At 67.2% G+C, this 18,654-nt stretch carries 20 protein-coding genes; 17 read left to right on the top strand and 3 right to left on the bottom strand.

The genetic code is table 11. The features are described from left to right. The 9 genes from BO996_RS20440 to BO996_RS20400 all read left to right on the top strand — a co-directional run bounded on the left by BO996_RS20440 (position 1) and on the right by BO996_RS20400 (position 8,007). Positions 1-1,029: an amidohydrolase family protein gene (locus BO996_RS20440; protein WP_034395662.1), complete on the top strand. Its 1,029-nt coding sequence runs from the start codon at positions 1-3 to the stop codon at positions 1,027-1,029. Positions 1,030-1,062: 33 nt separating this feature from the next. Then, entirely contained in the window at positions 1,063-1,746 is a 684-nt protein-coding gene (ligK, locus tag BO996_RS20435) for a 4-carboxy-4-hydroxy-2-oxoadipate aldolase/oxaloacetate decarboxylase (RefSeq protein ID WP_071956256.1), read from the top strand. A 13-nt stretch (positions 1,747-1,759) separates the two neighbouring features. Then, the gene (locus BO996_RS20430) at positions 1,760-2,677 is read left to right on the top strand and encodes an amidohydrolase family protein (RefSeq protein WP_034395666.1); all 918 of its coding nucleotides are present in this window, start codon (positions 1,760-1,762) and stop codon (positions 2,675-2,677) included. Between the two features lie 48 nt (positions 2,678-2,725). Continuing rightward, positions 2,726-3,181, top strand: coding sequence for a protocatechuate 4,5-dioxygenase subunit alpha (gene ligA / locus BO996_RS20425; protein WP_034395671.1), 456 nt, complete (start codon positions 2,726-2,728; stop codon positions 3,179-3,181). Between the two features lies 1 nt (position 3,182). Beyond that, entirely contained in the window at positions 3,183-4,055 is an 873-nt protein-coding gene (locus tag BO996_RS20420) for a class III extradiol dioxygenase subunit beta (RefSeq protein ID WP_071956255.1), read from the top strand. Continuing rightward, positions 4,052-5,011: a Gfo/Idh/MocA family oxidoreductase gene (locus BO996_RS20415; RefSeq protein WP_063325667.1), complete on the top strand. Its 960-nt coding sequence runs from the start codon at positions 4,052-4,054 to the stop codon at positions 5,009-5,011. The genes BO996_RS20420 and BO996_RS20415 overlap by 4 nt, the downstream gene beginning before the upstream one ends. A gap of 51 nt (positions 5,012-5,062) precedes the next feature. Then, positions 5,063-5,947 (top strand): 4-hydroxyphenylpyruvate dioxygenase, encoded by an 885-nt coding sequence (locus BO996_RS20410; RefSeq protein WP_012206245.1) that lies wholly within the window; start codon positions 5,063-5,065, stop codon positions 5,945-5,947. Between the two features lie 65 nt (positions 5,948-6,012). Further along, the gene (locus BO996_RS20405; protein WP_065346192.1) at positions 6,013-6,909 is read left to right on the top strand and encodes a sugar phosphate isomerase/epimerase family protein; all 897 of its coding nucleotides are present in this window, start codon (positions 6,013-6,015) and stop codon (positions 6,907-6,909) included. Between the two features lie 72 nt (positions 6,910-6,981). After that, a complete protein-coding gene (locus tag BO996_RS20400; protein WP_065346193.1) occupies positions 6,982-8,007 on the top strand; it encodes an aldo/keto reductase in 1,026 nt (341 codons plus the stop codon). Positions 8,008-8,023: 16 nt separating this feature from the next. On the opposite strand, the gene BO996_RS20395 is transcribed toward BO996_RS20400, so the two are convergent. Then, positions 8,024-8,461: a nuclear transport factor 2 family protein gene (locus BO996_RS20395; protein WP_232240386.1), complete on the bottom strand. Its 438-nt coding sequence runs from the start codon at positions 8,459-8,461 to the stop codon at positions 8,024-8,026. Between the two features lie 17 nt (positions 8,462-8,478). Next, a complete protein-coding gene (locus tag BO996_RS20390; protein WP_012206241.1) occupies positions 8,479-9,249 on the bottom strand; it encodes an IclR family transcriptional regulator domain-containing protein in 771 nt (256 codons plus the stop codon). Between the two features lie 196 nt (positions 9,250-9,445). On the opposite strand from BO996_RS20390, the gene BO996_RS20385 reads away from it, so the two are divergent. The 6 genes from BO996_RS20385 (at position 9,446) to BO996_RS20360 (ending at position 15,865) form a co-directional block, all read left to right on the top strand. Then, entirely contained in the window at positions 9,446-10,840 is a 1,395-nt protein-coding gene (locus tag BO996_RS20385; RefSeq protein WP_065346195.1) for an MFS transporter, read from the top strand. A gap of 48 nt (positions 10,841-10,888) precedes the next feature. After that, positions 10,889-11,722, top strand: a complete 834-nt coding sequence (locus BO996_RS20380) for a shikimate dehydrogenase family protein (protein ID WP_071956253.1) — start codon at positions 10,889-10,891, stop codon at positions 11,720-11,722. Between the two features lie 91 nt (positions 11,723-11,813). Continuing rightward, on the top strand, positions 11,814-12,965 hold the full coding sequence (locus tag BO996_RS20375) for a porin (RefSeq protein WP_071956252.1): 1,152 nt from the start codon (positions 11,814-11,816) through the stop codon (positions 12,963-12,965). 10 nt (positions 12,966-12,975) lie between these two features. After that, positions 12,976-14,034 (top strand): Gfo/Idh/MocA family protein, encoded by a 1,059-nt coding sequence (locus tag BO996_RS20370; protein WP_071956251.1) that lies wholly within the window; start codon positions 12,976-12,978, stop codon positions 14,032-14,034. Positions 14,035-14,089: 55 nt separating this feature from the next. Continuing rightward, positions 14,090-14,527, top strand: a complete 438-nt coding sequence (gene aroQ / locus BO996_RS20365) for a type II 3-dehydroquinate dehydratase (RefSeq protein ID WP_071956250.1) — start codon at positions 14,090-14,092, stop codon at positions 14,525-14,527. An 84-nt stretch (positions 14,528-14,611) separates the two neighbouring features. Then, complete coding sequence (locus BO996_RS20360) at positions 14,612-15,865, top strand: MFS transporter (protein WP_071956249.1); 1,254 nt, start codon at positions 14,612-14,614, stop codon at positions 15,863-15,865. A gap of 6 nt (positions 15,866-15,871) precedes the next feature. Here the strand turns inward: BO996_RS20360 and BO996_RS20355 are convergent, their stop codons facing one another. Continuing rightward, a complete protein-coding gene (locus tag BO996_RS20355) occupies positions 15,872-16,528 on the bottom strand; it encodes a GntR family transcriptional regulator (protein ID WP_012206234.1) in 657 nt (218 codons plus the stop codon). Positions 16,529-16,743: 215 nt separating this feature from the next. Between BO996_RS20355 and BO996_RS20350 the strand changes: the two genes are divergently transcribed. After that, the gene (locus tag BO996_RS20350) at positions 16,744-17,595 is read left to right on the top strand and encodes an NAD(P)-dependent oxidoreductase (protein ID WP_232240553.1); all 852 of its coding nucleotides are present in this window, start codon (positions 16,744-16,746) and stop codon (positions 17,593-17,595) included. Between the two features lie 47 nt (positions 17,596-17,642). Continuing rightward, positions 17,643-18,629 (top strand): Bug family tripartite tricarboxylate transporter substrate binding protein, encoded by a 987-nt coding sequence (locus BO996_RS20345; RefSeq protein ID WP_071956247.1) that lies wholly within the window; start codon positions 17,643-17,645, stop codon positions 18,627-18,629. Positions 18,630-18,654 lie beyond the last annotated feature (25 nt).

Raw genomic sequence — 18,654 nt, 5'->3', positions numbered from 1 at the left:
ATGATCATCGACGTACACGGCCACTACACCACCGCGCCCGCGGCCCTGGGCGCCTGGCGCGACCTGCAGATCGCAGGCCTCAAGGACCCGTCCAAGGCCCCCAGGGCCAGCGACCTGAAGATCAGCGACGACGAGATCCGCGAGACCATCGAGACCAACCAGCTCAAGCTGATGAAGCAGCGCGGCTCCGATCTCACCATCTTCAGCCCGCGCGCCAGCTTCATGGCCCACCACATCGGCGACTTCCAGACATCGAGCACCTGGGCCGCCATCTGCAACGAGCTGTGCTTCCGCGTCAGCGAACTGTTCCCCGAGCATTTCATCCCGGCCGCCATGCTGCCGCAGTCGCCGGGCGTGGACCCCGCCACCTGCATTCCCGAACTGGTCAAGTGCGTGGAGCAGTACGGCAACGTGGGCATCAACCTGAACCCCGATCCTTCAGGCGGCCACTGGACCTCGCCCCCGCTGTCGGACCGCTCCTGGTATCCCATCTACGAAAAGATGGTGGAGTACGACATCCCAGCGATGGTCCACGTCTCCACCAGCTGCAACGCGTGCTTCCACACCACGGGCGCCCACTACCTGAATGCCGACACCACGGCCTTCATGCAGTGCCTGACCAGCGACCTGTTCAAGGACTTCCCCACGCTCAAGTTCCTGATCCCCCATGGCGGCGGCGCCGTGCCCTACCACTGGGGCCGTTTCCGCGGCCTGGCGCAGGAGCTCAAGAAGCCGCTGCTGGACGAGCACCTGCTCAACAACATCTTCTTCGACACCTGCGTCTACCACCAGCCCGGCATCGACCTGCTGACCAAGGTGATCCCCGTCAAGAACATCCTGTTCGCCAGCGAGATGATCGGCGCCGTGCGCGGCATCGACCCGACCACGGGCCACTACTACGACGACACCAAGCGCTACATCGAGGCCACGGCCAACCTCACCGAAGAGGAGCGCTACCAGGTCTACGAAGGCAACGCGCGCCGCGTGTTCCCGCGCATGGACGCCGCCCTCAAGCAAAAGGGCCTGTAAGCAGGCCGCCACCACAGATCCAAGGAGAACACCATGTACGAACTCGGTGTGGTTTACCGCAACATCCAGCGCGCCGACCGCGCGGCCGCCGACGGCCTGGCCGCCCTGGGCTCGGCCACCGTCCACGAGGCCATGGGCCGCGTGGGCCTGCTCAAGCCCTATATGCGTCCCATCTATGCGGGCCAGCAGGTCTCGGGCACGGCCGTCACCGTGCTGCTGCAGCCCGGTGACAACTGGATGATGCATGTGGCCGCAGAGCAGATCCAGCCCGGCGACATCGTGGTCGCGGCCGTGACCTCGGAATGCACGGACGGCTACTTCGGCGACCTGCTGGCCACGAGCTTCCAGGCGCGTGGCGCGCGGGCGCTGATCATCGATGCCGGCGTGCGCGACGTGAAGACGCTGCAGGAAATGAATTTCCCCGTGTGGAGCCGCGCCATCTCTTCCAAGGGCACGATCAAAGCCACGCTGGGCTCGGTCAACATCCCGGTGGTCTGCGCAGGCATGTGGGTCACGCCCGGCGACGTGATCGTGGCCGATGATGACGGCGTGGTCTGCGTGCCCGCCGCCAAGGCCGCCGCCACGCTGCAAGCCGCGCAAAAGCGCGAAAGCTTCGAGGGCGAGAAGCGCGCCAAGCTGGCTTCCGGCGTGCTGGGCCTGGACATGTACAAGATGCGCGAGCCCCTGGAAAAGGCCGGCTTGCGCTATATCGATTGAGGAGGAGAAGCGCATGAGCAATTTCGAGAAGACCCCCGGCTGGCTGGACTGGTACGCCGGCCCCTCCAAGCCGAAGTTCCAGGTACCCGCAGGCGCCGTGGATGCCCACTGCCACGTCTTCGGCCCCGGCGATGAATTCCCCTTCGCGCCCGAGCGCAAGTACACGCCCTGCGACGCCAGCAAGCAGCAGCTGTTCGCGCTGCGCGACCACCTGGGCTTTGCGCGCAACGTCATCGTGCAGGCCACCTGCCACGGCGCCGACAACCGCGCCATGGTCGATGCCTGCAAGGCCGCCAACGGCAAGGCGCGCGGCGTGGCCACGGTGCGCCGCAGCGTGACCGATGAGGAGCTGCAGGAGCTGCACGCCGCCGGCGTGCGCGGCGTGCGCTTCAACTTCGTCAAGCGCCTGGTGGACTTCACGCCCAAGGACGAGCTGATGGAGATCGCGGGCCGCATCGCCAAGCTGGGCTGGCATGTGGTCATCTATTTCGAGGCCGTGGACCTGCCCGAGCTGTGGGATTTCTTCACCAGCCTGCCCACCACCGTGGTCGTGGACCACATGGGCCGCCCCGATGTGAACAAACCCGTGGACGGCCCCGAGTTCGAGCTGTTCCTCAAGTTCATGCGCGAGCACCAGAACGTCTGGAGCAAGGTCAGCTGCCCAGAGCGCCTGTCCGTCACCGGCCCCAAGGCGCTGGACGGCGAGCAAAATGCCTACCGCGACGTGGTGCCCTTCGCCCGCCGCGTGGTCGAGGAATTCCCAGACCGCGTGCTGTGGGGAACCGACTGGCCCCACCCCAACCTCAAGGACCACATGCCCGATGACGGCCTGCTGGTCGATTTCATCCCGCACATCGCCCCCACGGCCGAACTGCAGCGCAAGCTGCTGGTGGACAACCCCATGCGCCTTTACTGGCCCGAAGAGGCCTGAAGGCGACCATGTCCGGCCTGGGTGCCGGACATATTCAAGGAGATATCCATGGCATTGGACAAACCCTATCTGGACGTGCCCGGCACCATCATTTTTGATGCCGAGCAGTCCCGCAAAGGCTACTGGCTCAACCAGTTCTGCATGTCGCTGATGAAGGCCGAGAACCGCGAGCGCTTCAAGGCCGACGAGCGTGCCTACCTGGACGAATGGGCCATGAGCGAGGAACAGAAGCAGGCCGTGCTGGCCCGCGACCTCAACTGGTGCATGCGCACGGGCGGCAACATCTACTTCCTGGCCAAGATCGGCGCCACGGACGGCAAGAGCTTCCAGCAGATGGCAGGCTCCATGACCGGCATGTCCGAAGAGGAATACCGCAACATGATGGTGGGCGGAGGCCGTTCGGCCGAAGGCAACCGCCGCGTGGGCGAGGAGGGCGATGCCCAGGCCCACCGCCAGCCGCAAGGCCTGGCCGGCGCAGCGAACAAGAACAAGGAAGGCAACTGACATGGCGCGCATCACCGCATCCGTCTACACCTCGCATGTGCCCGCCATCGGCGCGGCCATGGACCTGGGCAAGGCCGACGAGCCCTATTGGCAGCCGCTGTTCAAGGGCTTCGAGCACTCGCGCCAATGGCTCAAGGACAACAAGCCCGACGTGATCTTCCTGGTCTACAACGACCACGCGACCGCGTTCAGCCTGGACTTCATCCCGACGTTTGCCATCGGCACGGCCGCTGAATACCAGCCGGCCGACGAAGGCTGGGGCCCGCGCCCCGTGCCCAAGGTCATCGGCCATCCGGAGCTTGCCAGCCACATCGCGCAGTCGGTGATCCAGCAGGACTTCGACCTGACCATCGTCAACAAGATGGACGTAGACCACGGCCTGACCGTGCCGCTGTCGCTGATGTGCGGCCAGCAGGACGCGCGCACGGGCGCCTGGCCCTGCCCGGTGATTCCGTTTGCCGTCAACGTGGTGCAGTACCCCGTGCCGTCGGGTCAGCGCTGCTTCAACCTGGGCCGTGCCATCCGCCGCGCCGTGGAAAGCTTCGACGAAGACCTGAACGTGCAGATCTGGGGCACGGGTGGCATGAGCCACCAGTTGCAGGGCGCGCGTGCGGGCCTGATCAACAAGGAGTGGGACAACCGCTTCCTGGACCTGCTGATCGAGAATCCGGCAGGCTTGGCGAAGATGCCGCATATCGACTACGTGCGCGAGGCTGGCTCCGAAGGCATCGAGCTGGTGATGTGGCTGATCGCGCGCGGCGCCATGGCCGATGTGGATGGCCCCGCGCCGCTGCCCAAGGTCAACCACCGCTTCTACCATGTGCCTGCGTCCAATACGGCCGTCGGCCACCTCATCCTGGAGAACCCCCAATGAGCAACAAGACCATCAAAGTCGCCCTGGCGGGCGCCGGTGCCTTCGGCATCAAGCACCTGGACGGCATCAAGAACATCGACGGCGTGGAAGTCGTCTCCCTGGTGGGCCGCGAGCTGGCCAAGACCCAGGAAGTGGCCGACAAGTACGGCATCCAACATGTGACCACCGAGCTGGCCGACAGCCTGGCCCTGCCCGAGGTGGACGCCGTCATCCTGTGCACGCCCACGCAGATGCATGCCGCCCAGGCCATCGAATGCCTGAAGGCCGGCAAGCATGTGCAGGTGGAGATCCCGCTGGCCGACAGCCTCAAGGACGCCCAGGCCGTGGCCGATCTGCAAAAGCAGACCGGCCTGGTGGCCATGTGCGGCCACACGCGCCGCTTCAACCCCAGCCACCAGTGGGTGCACAAGAAGATCGCGGCCGGCGAGTTCAACATCCAGCAGATGGATGTGCAGACCTACTTCTTCCGCCGCACCAACATGAACGCGCTGGGCCAAGCCCGCAGCTGGACCGATCACCTGCTGTGGCACCACGCTGCCCACACCGTGGACCTGTTCGCCTACCAGGCCGGCAGCCCCATCGTGAAGGCCAACGCCGTGCAAGGCCCCATCCATCCGGAGCTGGGCATTGCCATGGACATGAGCATCCAGCTCAAGGCCGCCAATGGCGCCATCTGCACGCTGAGCCTGTCGTTCAACAACGACGGCCCGCTGGGCACCTTCTTCCGCTACATCGGCGACACCGGTACCTACATCGCGCGCTATGACGATCTGGTCAACGGCAAGGAAGAGAAGATCGACGTTTCCAAGGTCGATGTGTCCATGAACGGCATCGAGCTGCAGGACCGCGAGTTCTTCGCCGCCATCCGCGAAGGCCGCGAGCCCAATTCCAGCGTGGCCCAGGTGCTGCCCTGCTACCAGGTCCTCCATGATCTAGAGCTGCAACTGCAGGCCTGACCCGCCCGGCGAGCCGTCGCAGCGCACCATGTTTCCATCCGGAGTACCGCAATGACCGATTCCTCCTCCAGCAGCCGGGAAGACGTGCCCGAGGCGTCCAATCGCCTCGGGATCGACGGCATAGAGTTCATCGAGTACACGACCAGCCAGCCCCAGGCCCTGGGCCAGGTGCTGGAGGGGCTGGGTTTTCGCCCCGTGGCGCGGCACCGCTCGCGCGAGGTGACGCTGTACCGGCAGGGGGACATGAACCTGGTGGTCAATGCGGGCGCTGCCGATGCGCTGGCCAATGCCGCCTCGGACGGGCAGCCCGTCATCTCGGCCGTGGCGCTGCGCGTGCAGGATGCCCTGCAGGCGCATACGCGCTGCATCGAGCTGGGAGCCTGGGCGGCGCCCAGCCAGGCGCAGGCGATGGAGCTGCACATCCCGGCCATCCACGGCCCGGGTGGCAGCCGCTTCTACTTTGTCGATCGATGGCAGGAGTTCTCCATCTATGACATCGATTTCAAGCCCATCGCCGGGGCCGATCCCCATCCACCGGCGCTGGCCGGCCTGGGCTATTTCGGCGTGGTCCAGTACATAGGGCGTGGCCGCAGCGCCGACTGGATCACCTACTTCGAACGCATGTTCGACTTCCACCTGCTGCCCGACGCGCAGCGCTTCGGCATCCTGCCCAAGGGCAAGCTCATGCGCAGCCCCTGCAAGCGCTTCCTGTGGCAGCTCATCGAGCCCGATCCGGGCCTGGAGTGGGACGACATGCCCGAGCGCCTGCAGCGCATCGGCCTGGGCACCACCGACGTGCCTGGCGCCGTGCAGGCGCTGCGCCAGCGCGGCGTGGAGTTCGTGGAATCGAGCCGTCTGCACCCCGATGACCGCGGCGCGCTCACGCGCAACGCCATGGGCACCGTGGTGTTCGAGCTGGTGCACCGCGACGCCTAGCGCAAAGCCTGGCGCGCCGCCGTCCGATTCAACCGCCGATACACACAACGATCCTGGAGGGCAACATGGGCTTGCTGGACAGCTATGGCATGGACACCATCACTCTGAATGGCTCGCTGGAGGCCAAGCTCGACGCCATCCGGCGCGCGGGCTTCACCCAGGTCATGCTCAGTGCGCGTGACCTGGCCGGCCACCCGGGCGGCGTCAAGGCGGCAGCGGCGGCCGTGCGCGCCAGCGGCCTGCGGCCCACGGGCTTTCAGGTGCTGCGCGACTTCGAGGGCCTGTCCGACCACCTGCACCACTACAAGGTGGACATCGCCAAATCCATGCTGGAGATGTGCGCCGAGATTGGCAGCCCCGTGCTGCTGGCTTGCTCGTCCACCTCGCGCCATGCCACGGGCGATCTCGACGTGATTGCGCGCGACCTGCGCAAGCTGGCCATGCTCGGCATTCCGCTGGGCGTGAAGATCGCCTACGAGGGCCTGTCCTGGGGCCGCTCCGTCAATGAGTTCACCACCAGCTGGGACGTGGTCTGCCGTGCCGACACGTCCAATCTGGGCATCGGGCTGGACTCCTTCCACATCCTGGCTGCCAAGACGCCGCTGGACGCGCTGGAGCTGATCGACCGCGACAAGATCTTCCTGGTGCAGCTGTCCGACTTCATGTGGCACGACGCCCCCACCTTCGAAGAGCGCATGGCCACGGCGCGCACCTTCCGCGTGTTCCCGGGCGAGGGCGTGCACAGCGAGCGCCTGGCCGACCTGGTGCTGCGCCTGGACCGCCTGGGCTACCGGGGCGACTACAGCTTCGAGGTCTTCAACGACGACTACCAGCAGCTGCCGCTGGACACCGTGGCCGAGCGCGCGCGCCGCAGCGCCCTGTGGCTCAACGACGACGTGCTGCACCGGCCCGTGCCGCTGCCGGCCTGGGCGCGCACGGGCGTGAGGGGCACGTCGGTTTGACGGCAAAATGGGCCTTCGACATTGCAAGGGAGCGCTGGCCGCTCCCTTGCTTCTTTTCCCTGTGAGAAAACCATGACCAACCTGTCCACACGCCACCTGGGTCCCTTCTCCGTCAGCGCCGTCGGCCTGGGCTGCATGAACCTCAGCCACGCCTATGGCCATCCGCCGTCGCCCGAGCAGGGCAAGGCCGTGCTGCATGCGGCGCTGGATGCCGGTGTCACCTTGTTCGACACGGCGGCGCTGTATGGCTTCGGCGCCAACGAATCCCTGGTCGGCCCCGTGCTCAAGTCCCACCGCAACCACATCACCCTGGCCAGCAAATGCGGCATGGCCGGCGTGCGCGGTGACGACGGCGTGGTGCGCCGCGTGATCGACGGCCACCCCAGGACCCTGCGCCGCAATTGCGAAGACAGCCTGCAGCGCCTGGGCACCGATGTCATCGACCTCTACTACCTGCACCGTTGGGACCGCCGCGTGCCCATCGAGGAATCGGTGGGCGAGATGTCGCGCCTGGTGGAAGAGGGCAAGGTGCGCGCCCTGGGCCTGTCCGAGATCGGCGCCGACGCGCTGCGCCGCGCCCACGCCACCTTCCCCATCGCCGCGCTGCAAAGCGAGTATTCGCTGTGGTCGCGCAATGCCGAACTGGGCACGCTGCAGGCCTGCAAGGAACTGGGCATTGCCTACGTGGCCTTCAGCCCGCTGGGCCGCGCCTTCCTCACCGGCAAGCTCCAGGAGGTCGAGGGCCTGGTCAAGGGCGATATCCGCGCCGCCATGCCGCGCTTCGCGCCCGAGGCCTATGCGAAGAACCTGCAGCTGCTCGCGCCCATGCAGTCCATTGCCGAGCGCGCCGACTGCACGCTGGCCGAGCTGGCCATCGCCTGGGTGCTGCACCAGGGCGAGCATGTGATTGCCCTGCCGGGCACCACCAGCGTGGACCATCTGCACGAAGACCTGCGCGGCGGCGCCGTGCGCCTGGACGCTGCCCTGCTGGCCGAACTGGACGACCTCTTCAAGCCCGAGCGCATCCAGGGCGACCGCTATGCCGTGGCTTCGCAGCGCGAGGTGGACACGGAAAAATACGCGTTCGAAACCGTCTGAACACGCCGCAGGCCGCTCATGGCATGGATGCGGCCAGGTCGAATGGCGCCGTGGGCGTGCCCTGGTGGAAGCGCATCTGCCAGCCCCGGGCCGTGCGCAGCCAGACCGAGGAGCGCAGCGTATGCCTACCGGCCGTTCCATCCTCGGCCTCGCTGGCCGAGCGGTAGGTCAGCAGCGCGCTGTCCGGTCCCAGGCGCGTCAGGGCAAAGCCGCCTGACACCAGCCGGGCAGGGGCCTGTGCTGGCAAGGCGGCCGCCAGGCTGTCCACGGTGGCGGCCCGGTCGTGCACGCCGCCCGATCGGCCGAACTCCAGAAAGTCTTCATGCAGCAGCGCCTGCAGCTGGCCTGCGTCCGCGCGCACCTGCGGATCGTGCAGCCGAACTTCCAGGGCCTGCAGATGCTGCAGCAGATGGTCGTCGCCGCCATGCGTGTCCAGGTCAGGAAGTTGCGCCATGGCCATGTTGTTCACCATCAGATCAGATCCCGCATGGCCTGCGCCGTCTCGCGCAGCATGGGCAGCACGCGCGCCACGGCGTCCTTGCCGGTTTCGCGGCCCATGGGCATGGTGATGTTGAGGGCGCCGGCCAGCGCGCCGTGGCGGTCGCGCAGCGGCACGGCAATGCCGCGCGAGTCCAGGTTGAGCTGCTGCTCGCACAGCGCCCAGTCCTGGGTGCGGATCAGGGCCAGCTCGCGGCGCATTTCGGCGGGGCAGGTGATGGTGTGCGAGGTGAAGACCGTCAGCGCGCGGTTGTCCAGCCAGTGCTCCAGCTCGGCGTCGCTGCGCATGGACAGCATCAGCATGCCGGCCGCCGTGACCTGGGCCGGCACGCGTGCGCCCAGCACGTAGCCGGTGTTCATGTTGCGGTTGGGGCCGTTGCGTGCGATATAGACCACCTCGTCGTCGTCCAGCACCGCCAGGTAGGCGGTTTCATGGGTGCCGGCCGCCACACGCTGCAGAAACGGCTGGACGATGCGCGGCAGCCGCGCCGACTCCAGGTACGACTGCCCCAGCCGCAGCACGCGCGGCGTGAGCCAGAACAGCTTGCCGTCCCCCGCCACGTAGCCCATGTGCTGCAGCGTCAGCAGATAGCGCCGCGCGGCGGTGCGCGTCATGCCCGTGCGCTGGCCGGCCTCGGCGGCCGTCATGCGCGGGTGGGCGTCGTCAAAGGCTTCGATGATCGATACGCCGCGTTCCAGTCCGGCAATCCAGTCGCGCTGGGCGAGGGTGGAAGGTGTTGTCATGGCGAGCTTGAGTTTTCCGTATTAACCCTGGGTGCGTGCGATTATCGAACCGCGCGGTGCGATCAGCGCACATGCCCCTGGAAATTGGCTTGGGCAGATTCATAGGCGGGAACTACATTTTTTACATCCCGCTGGCCTGGCCGCAAGCATCCATCACGTGCCGCAGCGGGGATCTTTTGCCTGGAGGAGACAACACATGAGCGCAACACCGGTACATACGCAGTCAACGCAGCACCAACCCAGGAAGGCCGCCACCAGCGGCTGGATAGGCTCGGCCCTGGAGTACTACGATTTCTTCATCTACGCCACGGCTGCGGCGCTGATCTTTCCGCAGATCTTCTTTCCGCAGGGTGATCCGGCGATTGCCATCATCGCCTCGCTGGCCACCTATGGCGTGGGCTATGTGGCGCGGCCCATCGGCGCCTTCGTGCTGGGCCACCTGGGCGATACGCACGGGCGCAAGCAGGTGCTGGTGTGGTGCATGTTCCTGATGGGCTTTTCCACCATCGCCGTGGGGCTGCTGCCCACCTACGACCAGGTCGGCCTGTGGGCACCGGCGCTGCTGGTGCTGATGCGGCTGATCCAGGGCTTTGCGGTGGCCGGCGAGATCTCGGGCGCCAGCTCCATGATCCTGGAGCATGCCCCGTTCGGGCGGCGCGGCTTCTTCGCCAGCTTCACGCTGCAGGGCGTGCAGGCCGGCCAGATCCTGGCAGCGGCCGTGTTCCTGCCGCTGGCGCACTACATGCCCACCGAGCAGTTCAACAGCTGGGGCTGGCGCATTCCCTTCATCCTGAGCTTCGTCGTCATCATCGCGGGCTGGATCATCCGCCGCGAGGTCAACGAAACCCCGGCCTTCACGGCAGCAGGCCGCAGCGAGGCGCGTCCGCGTTCGCCCGTGGTCGAGGCCTTCCGCCACCATTCGCCCGACATGCTGCGCGTGGTCTGCATGGCGCTGATGAACGTGATCCCCGTGGTGGCCACCATCTTCGGCGCGGCCTACGCGGTGCAGCCCGCCTACGGCATCGGCTTCGCCAAGGACATGTACCTGTGGATTCCCGTGGTGGGCAACATCGTCGCGGTGCTGGTGATCCCCATGGTGGGCAACCTGTCCGACCGCATCGGCCGGCGCCCGCCCATTATCTTCGGCGCGCTGCTGTCCGGGCTGCTGGCCATCGGCTACCTCTACGCCATCAGCACGCGCAACATGCCGCTGGCCTTCGCCATGTCCATCCTGATGTGGGGCGTGGTCTACCAGGGCTACAACGCGGTGTTCCCCAGCTTCTACCCCGAGCTGTTCCCGACCCGCACACGCGTCTCGGCCATGGCCATCTCGCAGAACGTGGGCACGGCCATCACCGCCATGCTGCCCGCGCTGTTCACGGCCGTGGCGCCTCCGGGATCCCAGAACATCTGGCTGACGGTGGGGCTGATCGCCTTCGGCATCACCGTGGTCGCAGCGCTGGCCGCCTGGAGCGCCCGCGAGACCTACCGCGTGCGCATGGAGGATCTGGGCGAGGCCGGTGCGCAGCCTGTGGACCCCGCCGAGTACGAGCGCCTGCGCACCCAGGCCCTGGCCCAGTCCGGCCGTTGAATTGCACACGCCACATTCCGCCAACCCAAGCATCCGAAAGCCCAGGGAATGATTTCCGGAAAAACCACCCTCATCGCGCACATCGGCGACCCGACCGAGACCTTCAAGTCGCCCATGATCTACAACCCATGGTTCGACGGCCGGGGCATAGACGCCTGCGTCGTGCCCATGGGCGTGAAGGCGGCGCATTTCGCGCCGGACTTCGCGGCCATCATGCGTTTCACCAACCTGCGCGGCGCGCTGATCACCATGCCGCACAAGGTGTCCGTGGTGAACCTGGTGCACGAGGTCACGCCTGCCGTGCACATTGCAGGCGCCTGCAATGCCGTGCTGCGGCGCGAGGACGGCTCGCTGCTGGGCGACCAGTTCGACGGCGCAGGCTTTGTGCGCGGCGTGCTGCGCAAGGGGCGGCAGCTGCAGGGCGCGCGGGTGCTGATTTCCGGGGCGGGTGGCGTGGGCTCGGCGATTGCCGCCTCGCTGGCGGCGGCCGGCGTGGGCGAGCTGATGCTGTTCGACACGCGGGACGAGAGCGCGCAGGCCCTGGCCGGGCGGCTCGCTGCCTACTACCCGAGGATGAAGGTGGGCACGGGCTCCAGGGACCCGCAGGGCTTTGACGTGGTCGTCAACGCCACGCCGCTGGGCATGAAGGACGATGACCCGCTGCCGTTCGATGTGCAGCGCATTGCGCCCACCACCTTTGTGGGCGAGGTGGTGATGAAGTCCGAGTTCACGCCCCTGCTGCGCGCCGTGCGCGACAAGGGCTGCGACTTCCAGGTGGGCACGGACATGCTGTTCGAGATGATTCCCGCCTACCTCGAATTCTTCGGCTTCGGCAGCGCCACGCCCGACGAGCTGCGCGCCACCGCCCACATCTCCTACTGATCCAGCCGACAGACAACCGGCCCTGAATGCGTCCAGGGCAGGGCGCAGCCACGCCCGAAAAAGCATTTTTCACAGAGAAGGAGACAAGACCATGCAACAGCAAATGCACCAGACACCGCGAGTGCCGCAGCGCGGGGCCCTTCGCATCCTGGCCCTGACCACCGTGCTGGGCGCCTGGGGCGCGGGTGCCCACGCCCAGTCCTCGGTCACCATCTACGGCAGCGTGGACCAGTACATCAACCACATGCGCAGCAGCTCGGGCGCATCCATGACCACGCTGGAGGACGGCGCCCTGCTGCGCAGCCGCCTGGGCTTTCGCGGGCAGGAAGACCTGGGCGGCGGCCTGTACGCGAAGTTCCAGCTGGAGATGGGCATCAACGCCGACAACGGCACGCAGGCCGACAGCACGCGCGGCTTCGACCGCCAAAGCTGGGTGGGCCTGGGCGGCGGCTGGGGCGAGGTGCGGCTGGGCCGGCAGAACACCGTGATCTTCGGGCGCGGCGACTACATCGACTTCACCTCGCGCACGTTGGGATCGATGGTCAACAACTTCGGCGTACCCTCGCGCTTCGACAACGACATCTCCTACACCTCGCCGCGCGTGGCCGGCTTCCTGTTCGAGGCCCACTACGCCATGGCCGAGACCGGTGCTCCAGCGCGCCAGGCCATCTACCAGCTGGGCCTGGACTACCTGAACGGCCCCTACCGCGTCGGCTATGCAGGCCTGTATGCGCGTGCGCCGCAGAGCGCGGCCTATACCGACGCGGTCCGCTACGACAACCTCTACGCCAACTACGACTACGGCAAGGGCAAGGTCCAGCTGGCCTTTGTGCGGTCCAACAACAGCACGGCGGGCTCGGCGGGCAACAACACGGGCACGGTGCTGGGCAATGTGGGCGGGCTGGTGGCGGGCACGAATGCCGATGTGCGCCGCTTCTACCGCGTCTGGCAACTGTCGGCCGACTACCGCGTGACGCCGCAACTGCGCGTGGGCGCACTGTGGGGCCGCATACAGGATGGCTCGGACAGCGGGCGCGGCGCATCGGGCGGCGCGGTCGCGGCCTACTACGACCTGTCCAAGCGCACCATGCTCTACGCGGTGGCCGAGCAGTTGAAGAACGACCGCAATGCGGGCTTCCGGCTGGCGGCCTCGGGCGGCATGAAGCCCAACTTCACATCGGCTGACGACGTCAACGGCCGCACCATCAAGGGCGTGCAGCTGGGCGTGCTGCACCGCTTCTGAGGGGCATGCCATGGCACAGCTGCACCCGCTTCGCATTGCCGTGGCCGGCGCCGGCGCGATCGGCCAGGCGCATATCGCCGCCATCGGGGCCCAGGCGGACTGCCGTCTGTCCGCCATCGTGGACCCGGCGCCCGCAGCCCGGGAGCTTGCCCAAAGGGCCGGAGTGCCGCTGTGGCGCGACCTGGGCGAGCTGATCGCCCATGACCGGCCCGACGCCGTGGTGCTGGCCACGCCCAACCGCCTGCATGCCCCGCAGGCGGCGCAGTGCATGCATGCGCGCCTGCCCATCCTGCTGGAAAAGCCCGTCACCTCCACCGTGGCCGAGGCACAGCGCCTGGCCGCGCTGGCCGAGCGCAGCGGCGCCCGCGTGCTGGTGGGCCACCACCGCGCCCACAGCCCGATCATGGCGCGGGCCGCGGCCCTCATTGCCCAGGGGCGGCTGGGCCGCCTGGTGGCCGTGACCGGCGCGGCCCTGTTCTACAAGCCGGACGCCTATTTCGAGGAAGGCCCCTGGCGCCGCGAGGCCGGGGGTGGACCCATCCTGCTCAACATGATCCACGAGGTCCACAACCTGCGCATGCTGTGCGGCGACATCGTGGCCGTGCAGGCCTTCGCCTCGCATGCCACGCGCGGTTTTGCCGTGGAAGACACGGTGGCCATCAACCTGCGCTTTGCCAGCGGTGCGCTGGGCAGCTTTGTGCTTTCGGACACGGCCGCCAGCGCGCGCAGCTGGGAGCAGACCTCGCAGGAGAACAAGGCCTATGCCAGCTATGAGGACGAAGACTGCTACCTGGTGGCGGGCACCTTCGGCTCGCTGGCCATACCGAGCATGCGGCTGAAGACCTATGCATCGGCCGAGCAGCGCTCCTGGAATGAGCCCTTCGACCTGGATGTGGCCGCCGTGGAGCGCGAAGACCCGCTGGTGCGCCAGATGGCGCATTTCGCGCAGGTGGCGCGCGGCCTGGCGCAGCCCCTGGTCAGCGTGCACGACGGCCTGCGCAACCTGCAGATCACCGAGGCCATTGCAGAAGCTGCCCGCATGGGCGCCGCCATCGACACCACGGCGTGACCCGGACACCACCGGCGCGCATCCTCCATCCATGACATCAAGCCACGGAGCCTCCATGAAAAAGATCCTGATGCTGCACGGCATCAACCACAACATGTTCGGCCAGCGCGACCCCGCCCAATACGGCACGGTCACGCTCGCCGAGATCGACGCCTCGCTGCGCAGCCTGGGCAGCCAGCTGGGCTGCGAGGTGGACAGCTTCCAGACCAATTGCGAAGGCGCCATGTGCGATCGCATCCACCAGGGCTTTCGGGACGGCGTCGATGGCGTGCTCATCAACGCCGGCGCCTGGACGCACTACAGCTACGGCATCCGCGACGCGCTGGCCATGCTCACCGTGCCCGTGGTGGAGATCCACATGAGCAACATCCATGCGCGCGAGCCCTTTCGCCACCACTCGGTGTTTGCCGACATCGCCCGGGGCCAGATCTGCGGCTTCGGCGCGGACAGCTATCTGCTGGGCCTGCGGGCCGTGCTGTCCGCCGCCGCATAGGATGCATGGCGCGCAACTGGCCATGTATCGTCCTTCGAACTCCCTCGCTCGACGCGCTGCATGCCGTGACCAGGCTTCATTGAGATGAACTTCGCCAATCCCGGCCCGCGCCGCTCCGTTTCCTTTCTTCTGCTGCTGCCGCTGCTGCTGGCCGCGCAGCCGGTCGCCACCGATGGCTATCTGCCGGCGTTGCCCGAGATCGCGCGCGACCTGGGCTCGGCCAGCAGCAGCCTGACCGTGTTCATGCTGGCCTTCGGTGTCGCCCAGCTGGTGTGCGGGCCGCTGGCAGACCGCTTCGGGCGCCGGCCCGTTCTGCTGACGGGTTTGGCCTGCTACACGGCAGCGGCGGCCGGCTGTGCGCTGGCGGGCAGCGCGGACGCACTGGTGGCCTGGCGCGCCGTGCAGGGCGCGGCCATGGCGGCCATCCTGGTGTGCGCACGGGCTGCGGTGCGCGACCTGTATCCGGCCCATGAAGGGCCGCGCATCATGGCCCGTGGCCTGACGGGCCTGGGGCTGGTGGCCCTGGTGGCGCCGATTGCCGGTGCATGGGGAGTCCACGCCACCGGCTGGCGCTGGGTGCTGGGGGCGATGGGCGTCTACTCGCTGGCTTTGCTGGCACTGTGCTGGCGCACTTTCAGCGAGACGCGGCAAATGCCGGCGGAGTCTGCCCCGGTCCTCGCATTCGTACCCGCATCCGTATCCGCTGGCGGTGTGCGCCAGGTGATCGCCGACCCCGGCTTTTGCGCCTGGACGGCACTGGCCGCAGCCACCTACGGCGGCATCTTCTGCTTTTTGCTGCTGTCGCCGATGGTGTACGTCGACCTGTTCGGCCTGTCGCCGGTGCTCTACGGCTGGATTCCAGCGGGCGGCTCGCTGGTCTACATCCTCGGCATCACATGGTGCCGGCGCCTGCTGTCGCGCCACGGGCCGGTGCGCACGGTGCAACTGGGTGCTTCGCTCAGTCTGCTGGGGCCGTGCATCCAGATCGCCGGCTGCGTGCTGGCGCCGGCCTCGCCCGTTCCACTGCTGCTGGGGCACGCGGTGTATGCACTGGGCCATGGCCTGCACCAGCCTTGCGGCCAGGCGGGCGCGGTGGGGGGCCTGCCGCCGCAACTGGCCGGGCGGGCCGTATCTTGTTCGGGCTTCGCGATCATGTGCGTGGCCTTCTGCGCCGGCCAGCTGGCGGCGCAATTTGTCGATCCGACGATGCGCCACGGTGCCTGGCCGATGGTGCTGCCCATGGCGCTGGCGGGCGTTGTGCTGGTCCTCATCGCCTTTGTCTGGCTGCCGTGGCTGTACCGGGTGCGGTCAGCGCAAAGGGTTCAGCCCCGGTCATGACACTGTTCATGCATCCGCGCGGTATTCCCCCCGATGCTTCATGAACCGGTGGTAGGACATGCGCAGGTGCAGCTGCATCACCTGGCGTGCCAGCTCTCCATCCCTGGCACGTATGGCGATCACCAGGTCGCAGTGGTGGTGCAGGCTTTGCACCAGCTCTTCGGGCGTGTAGATGTAGAACGACCGCTTGATGATCGGCATGTCGATCATCGTCGCCAGCATGGTCTTGAGGCGCGGCGAGCCCGATGCCTCGATCAGCGCGTGGTGAAAATCCCGGTTGGCTGACTGCACCTCGCCAATGCCGTCGTGGCCAGCGGCAATGCCGGCCTCCATGCGCTGGTTGCTGGCCTCCAGCTCATCGGCCAGCCCCTCGCCGCCGCGCGTGGCCGCGAGGAACGAGGCGTACGGCTCCAGCAGCATGCGCAGCTGGAAGGTCTCCTCCACATCCCAGTCGCTCCACTCCGACACGCGGATACCCTGGCCCGCGCCATCGGTGGCCAGGCCATCTTCCACCAGACGGTGCAGCGCATTGCGCACCGGCGTGCGGCTCAGTCCCAGGTCGCGGGCAATGGGCTCTTCCTTGAGCTGTTCGCCGGGTCGGTAGTGGCCGCCGATGAGCCGCTGCCGCAGAACCTCGTACGCCTTGTCTTTCACGTTTTGCACTGTGTTTGCACCAGGTGGGTGGGGATGGTGCGCCGATTCTAGGTGACGACGGAGGGGCTAGTTGCGCTGCGCTTCATTCGGAAAAATACAAAACAAGTACAAATATCCGCAGTTCTACGGGAAATCTCTATGAATGGATCGGAAGTGCACTCCATAGACTGCGCTCAATGTTTTAAATTTGTACTTTTATGAAGTTCGCAATACTGGGTGGTGGAATGGTCGGCGCCTGCTACATGCAGGCCTTTGTGGAGCAGGGGCACAGCCTGGTGGGCCTGTGCGACCTGCAGCCCAACGCTGCGGTGGCCGACGCCGTGCAGGCCGCTGGCGCGCAGGTGCATACCGCGCCCGGTGCCTGGCTGGCCGAGGCCGACGTGGTGGTGAGCGCCGTGTTCGGCACCGTGGCGCGCAGCCTGTTCGAGGCCTGCCTGCCCCATCTGCGCGATAGCGTGGTCTATGTGGACATGACCACGGCCGACCCGCAGGAGATGCGCGAATGCGGCGAGCTGGCCCGGCGCGTCGCCCAGGGCAGGGCGGTGCACTTCGTGGACGTGGCCATCACCGGCGCGGTCAACCTGGGCGGCAGAAAGACGCCGCTGCTCGTGGCCGGTGGCAAGGCCGGTTTTGTACAGGAATTGTTCTTGCTCCTTGGCGGCTCCGTTCGCGTGGTGGGCGGACAGCCAGGCGATGCCGCCGCGCTCAAGCTCCTGCGCAGCATCTACACCAAGGGGACCGAGGCGCTGGCCGTGGAGTGCCTGGTGACGGCCCAGAAGATGGGCCTGCGCGAGCAGCTGCATGCCGTGCTGCAGGACATCGACGAGACACCGCTGCGCACGCTGATGGAGTCCATGGTGCGCACGCACATCCCGCATTCCGCACGCCGCCGCAACGAGGTGGCCGAGGCCCGGCAGCAGATGGCCCGCAACGGCCTGGCGCCCATCGCCTTGCCCGCCGTCGAGGCGCTGTTCGCCGCCACGGCCCGGGCGCATGCGGTGCAGCCCTTCACCGGCACCTCCACCGACGAGGCCATCGATTGGCTGGGCAGCCACGTGCTCGCCAGCCAAGCCTGATCAACGTACCCCTGCGCCAACCGACACCACCAAAGGAGACATCCGCAATGACGACCCCGACCCGACGCCGCCTGGCCCTCGCCGGCCTGCTGGCACTGACCGCTGCCGCCATGGCCCAGGCCCATGCCCAGGGCACCTATCCGCAGCGGCCCATCAGGTTCATCGTGCCCTTTCCGGCCGGTGGCGGCACCGACAACCTCACGCGGCTGGTCGGCACCAAGCTCACCGAGGCCCATGGGTGGGCCATCGTGGTGGAGAACAAGCCCGGTGCCGGTGGCAACCTGGCTCTGGACCAGGTGGCCAAGGCCCCCGCCGACGGCCTGACCCTGGTGATGGCGCAGACCGACAACGTGGTGCTCAACCCGCTGCTGTACTCCAAGCTCACCTACAACCCCGACAAGGACCTGCGCGCCGTGGCCCTGGTCGCAGCCGGCCCGGCCGTGCTCGTGGTGAATGCCGATTCGCCGTACAAGTCCCTGGACGACATCGTCCAGGCGGCGAAGAAGGACCCCGGGCGCCTGAGCTTTGCCACGCCGGGCACCGGCACCATTTCGCACCTCATCAGCGAGGCCTGGCAGAAAAGCTCGAATGTGAAGTTCACCCACGTGCCGTTTCGCGGCATGGCGCAGGCCATGCCCGACCTGCTGGGCGGGCGCATCGACATGTACATGGGCTCCGTCCCCACGCTGCTGTCGCACATCCAGTCGGGCAAGGTGCGCGCCATCGGCGTGACCACCGCGAGCCGCTCCAAGCTGCTGCCCGACGTGCCGACCTACACCGAATCCGGCATCAAGGGCGTGGAGCTGGCCAGCGTGTGGGGCGTGATGGCCCCGGCCGGCACCTCCGACGCCATCGTCAAGCAGCTCAACGAAGCCATCAACAAGGTGGTGAACGCACCCGACACGGCCAGGAAGATCGCCGACTCCGGTGCCGAACTCATCACCGGCACACCGCAGGACATGGCCAGGCTCTACGCCAGCGACCGCGCACGCCTGGCACCCATCGTCAAGAGCTCTGGCACCACGCTCGATTGAGCGGCACGGCTTTCATTCCATCCAC

Source organism: Delftia sp. HK171, assembly GCF_001886655.1.
Lineage (GTDB): Bacteria > Pseudomonadota > Gammaproteobacteria > Burkholderiales > Burkholderiaceae_C > Comamonas > Comamonas acidovorans.
This window is presented reverse-complemented; position numbering and strand designations above follow the sequence as displayed.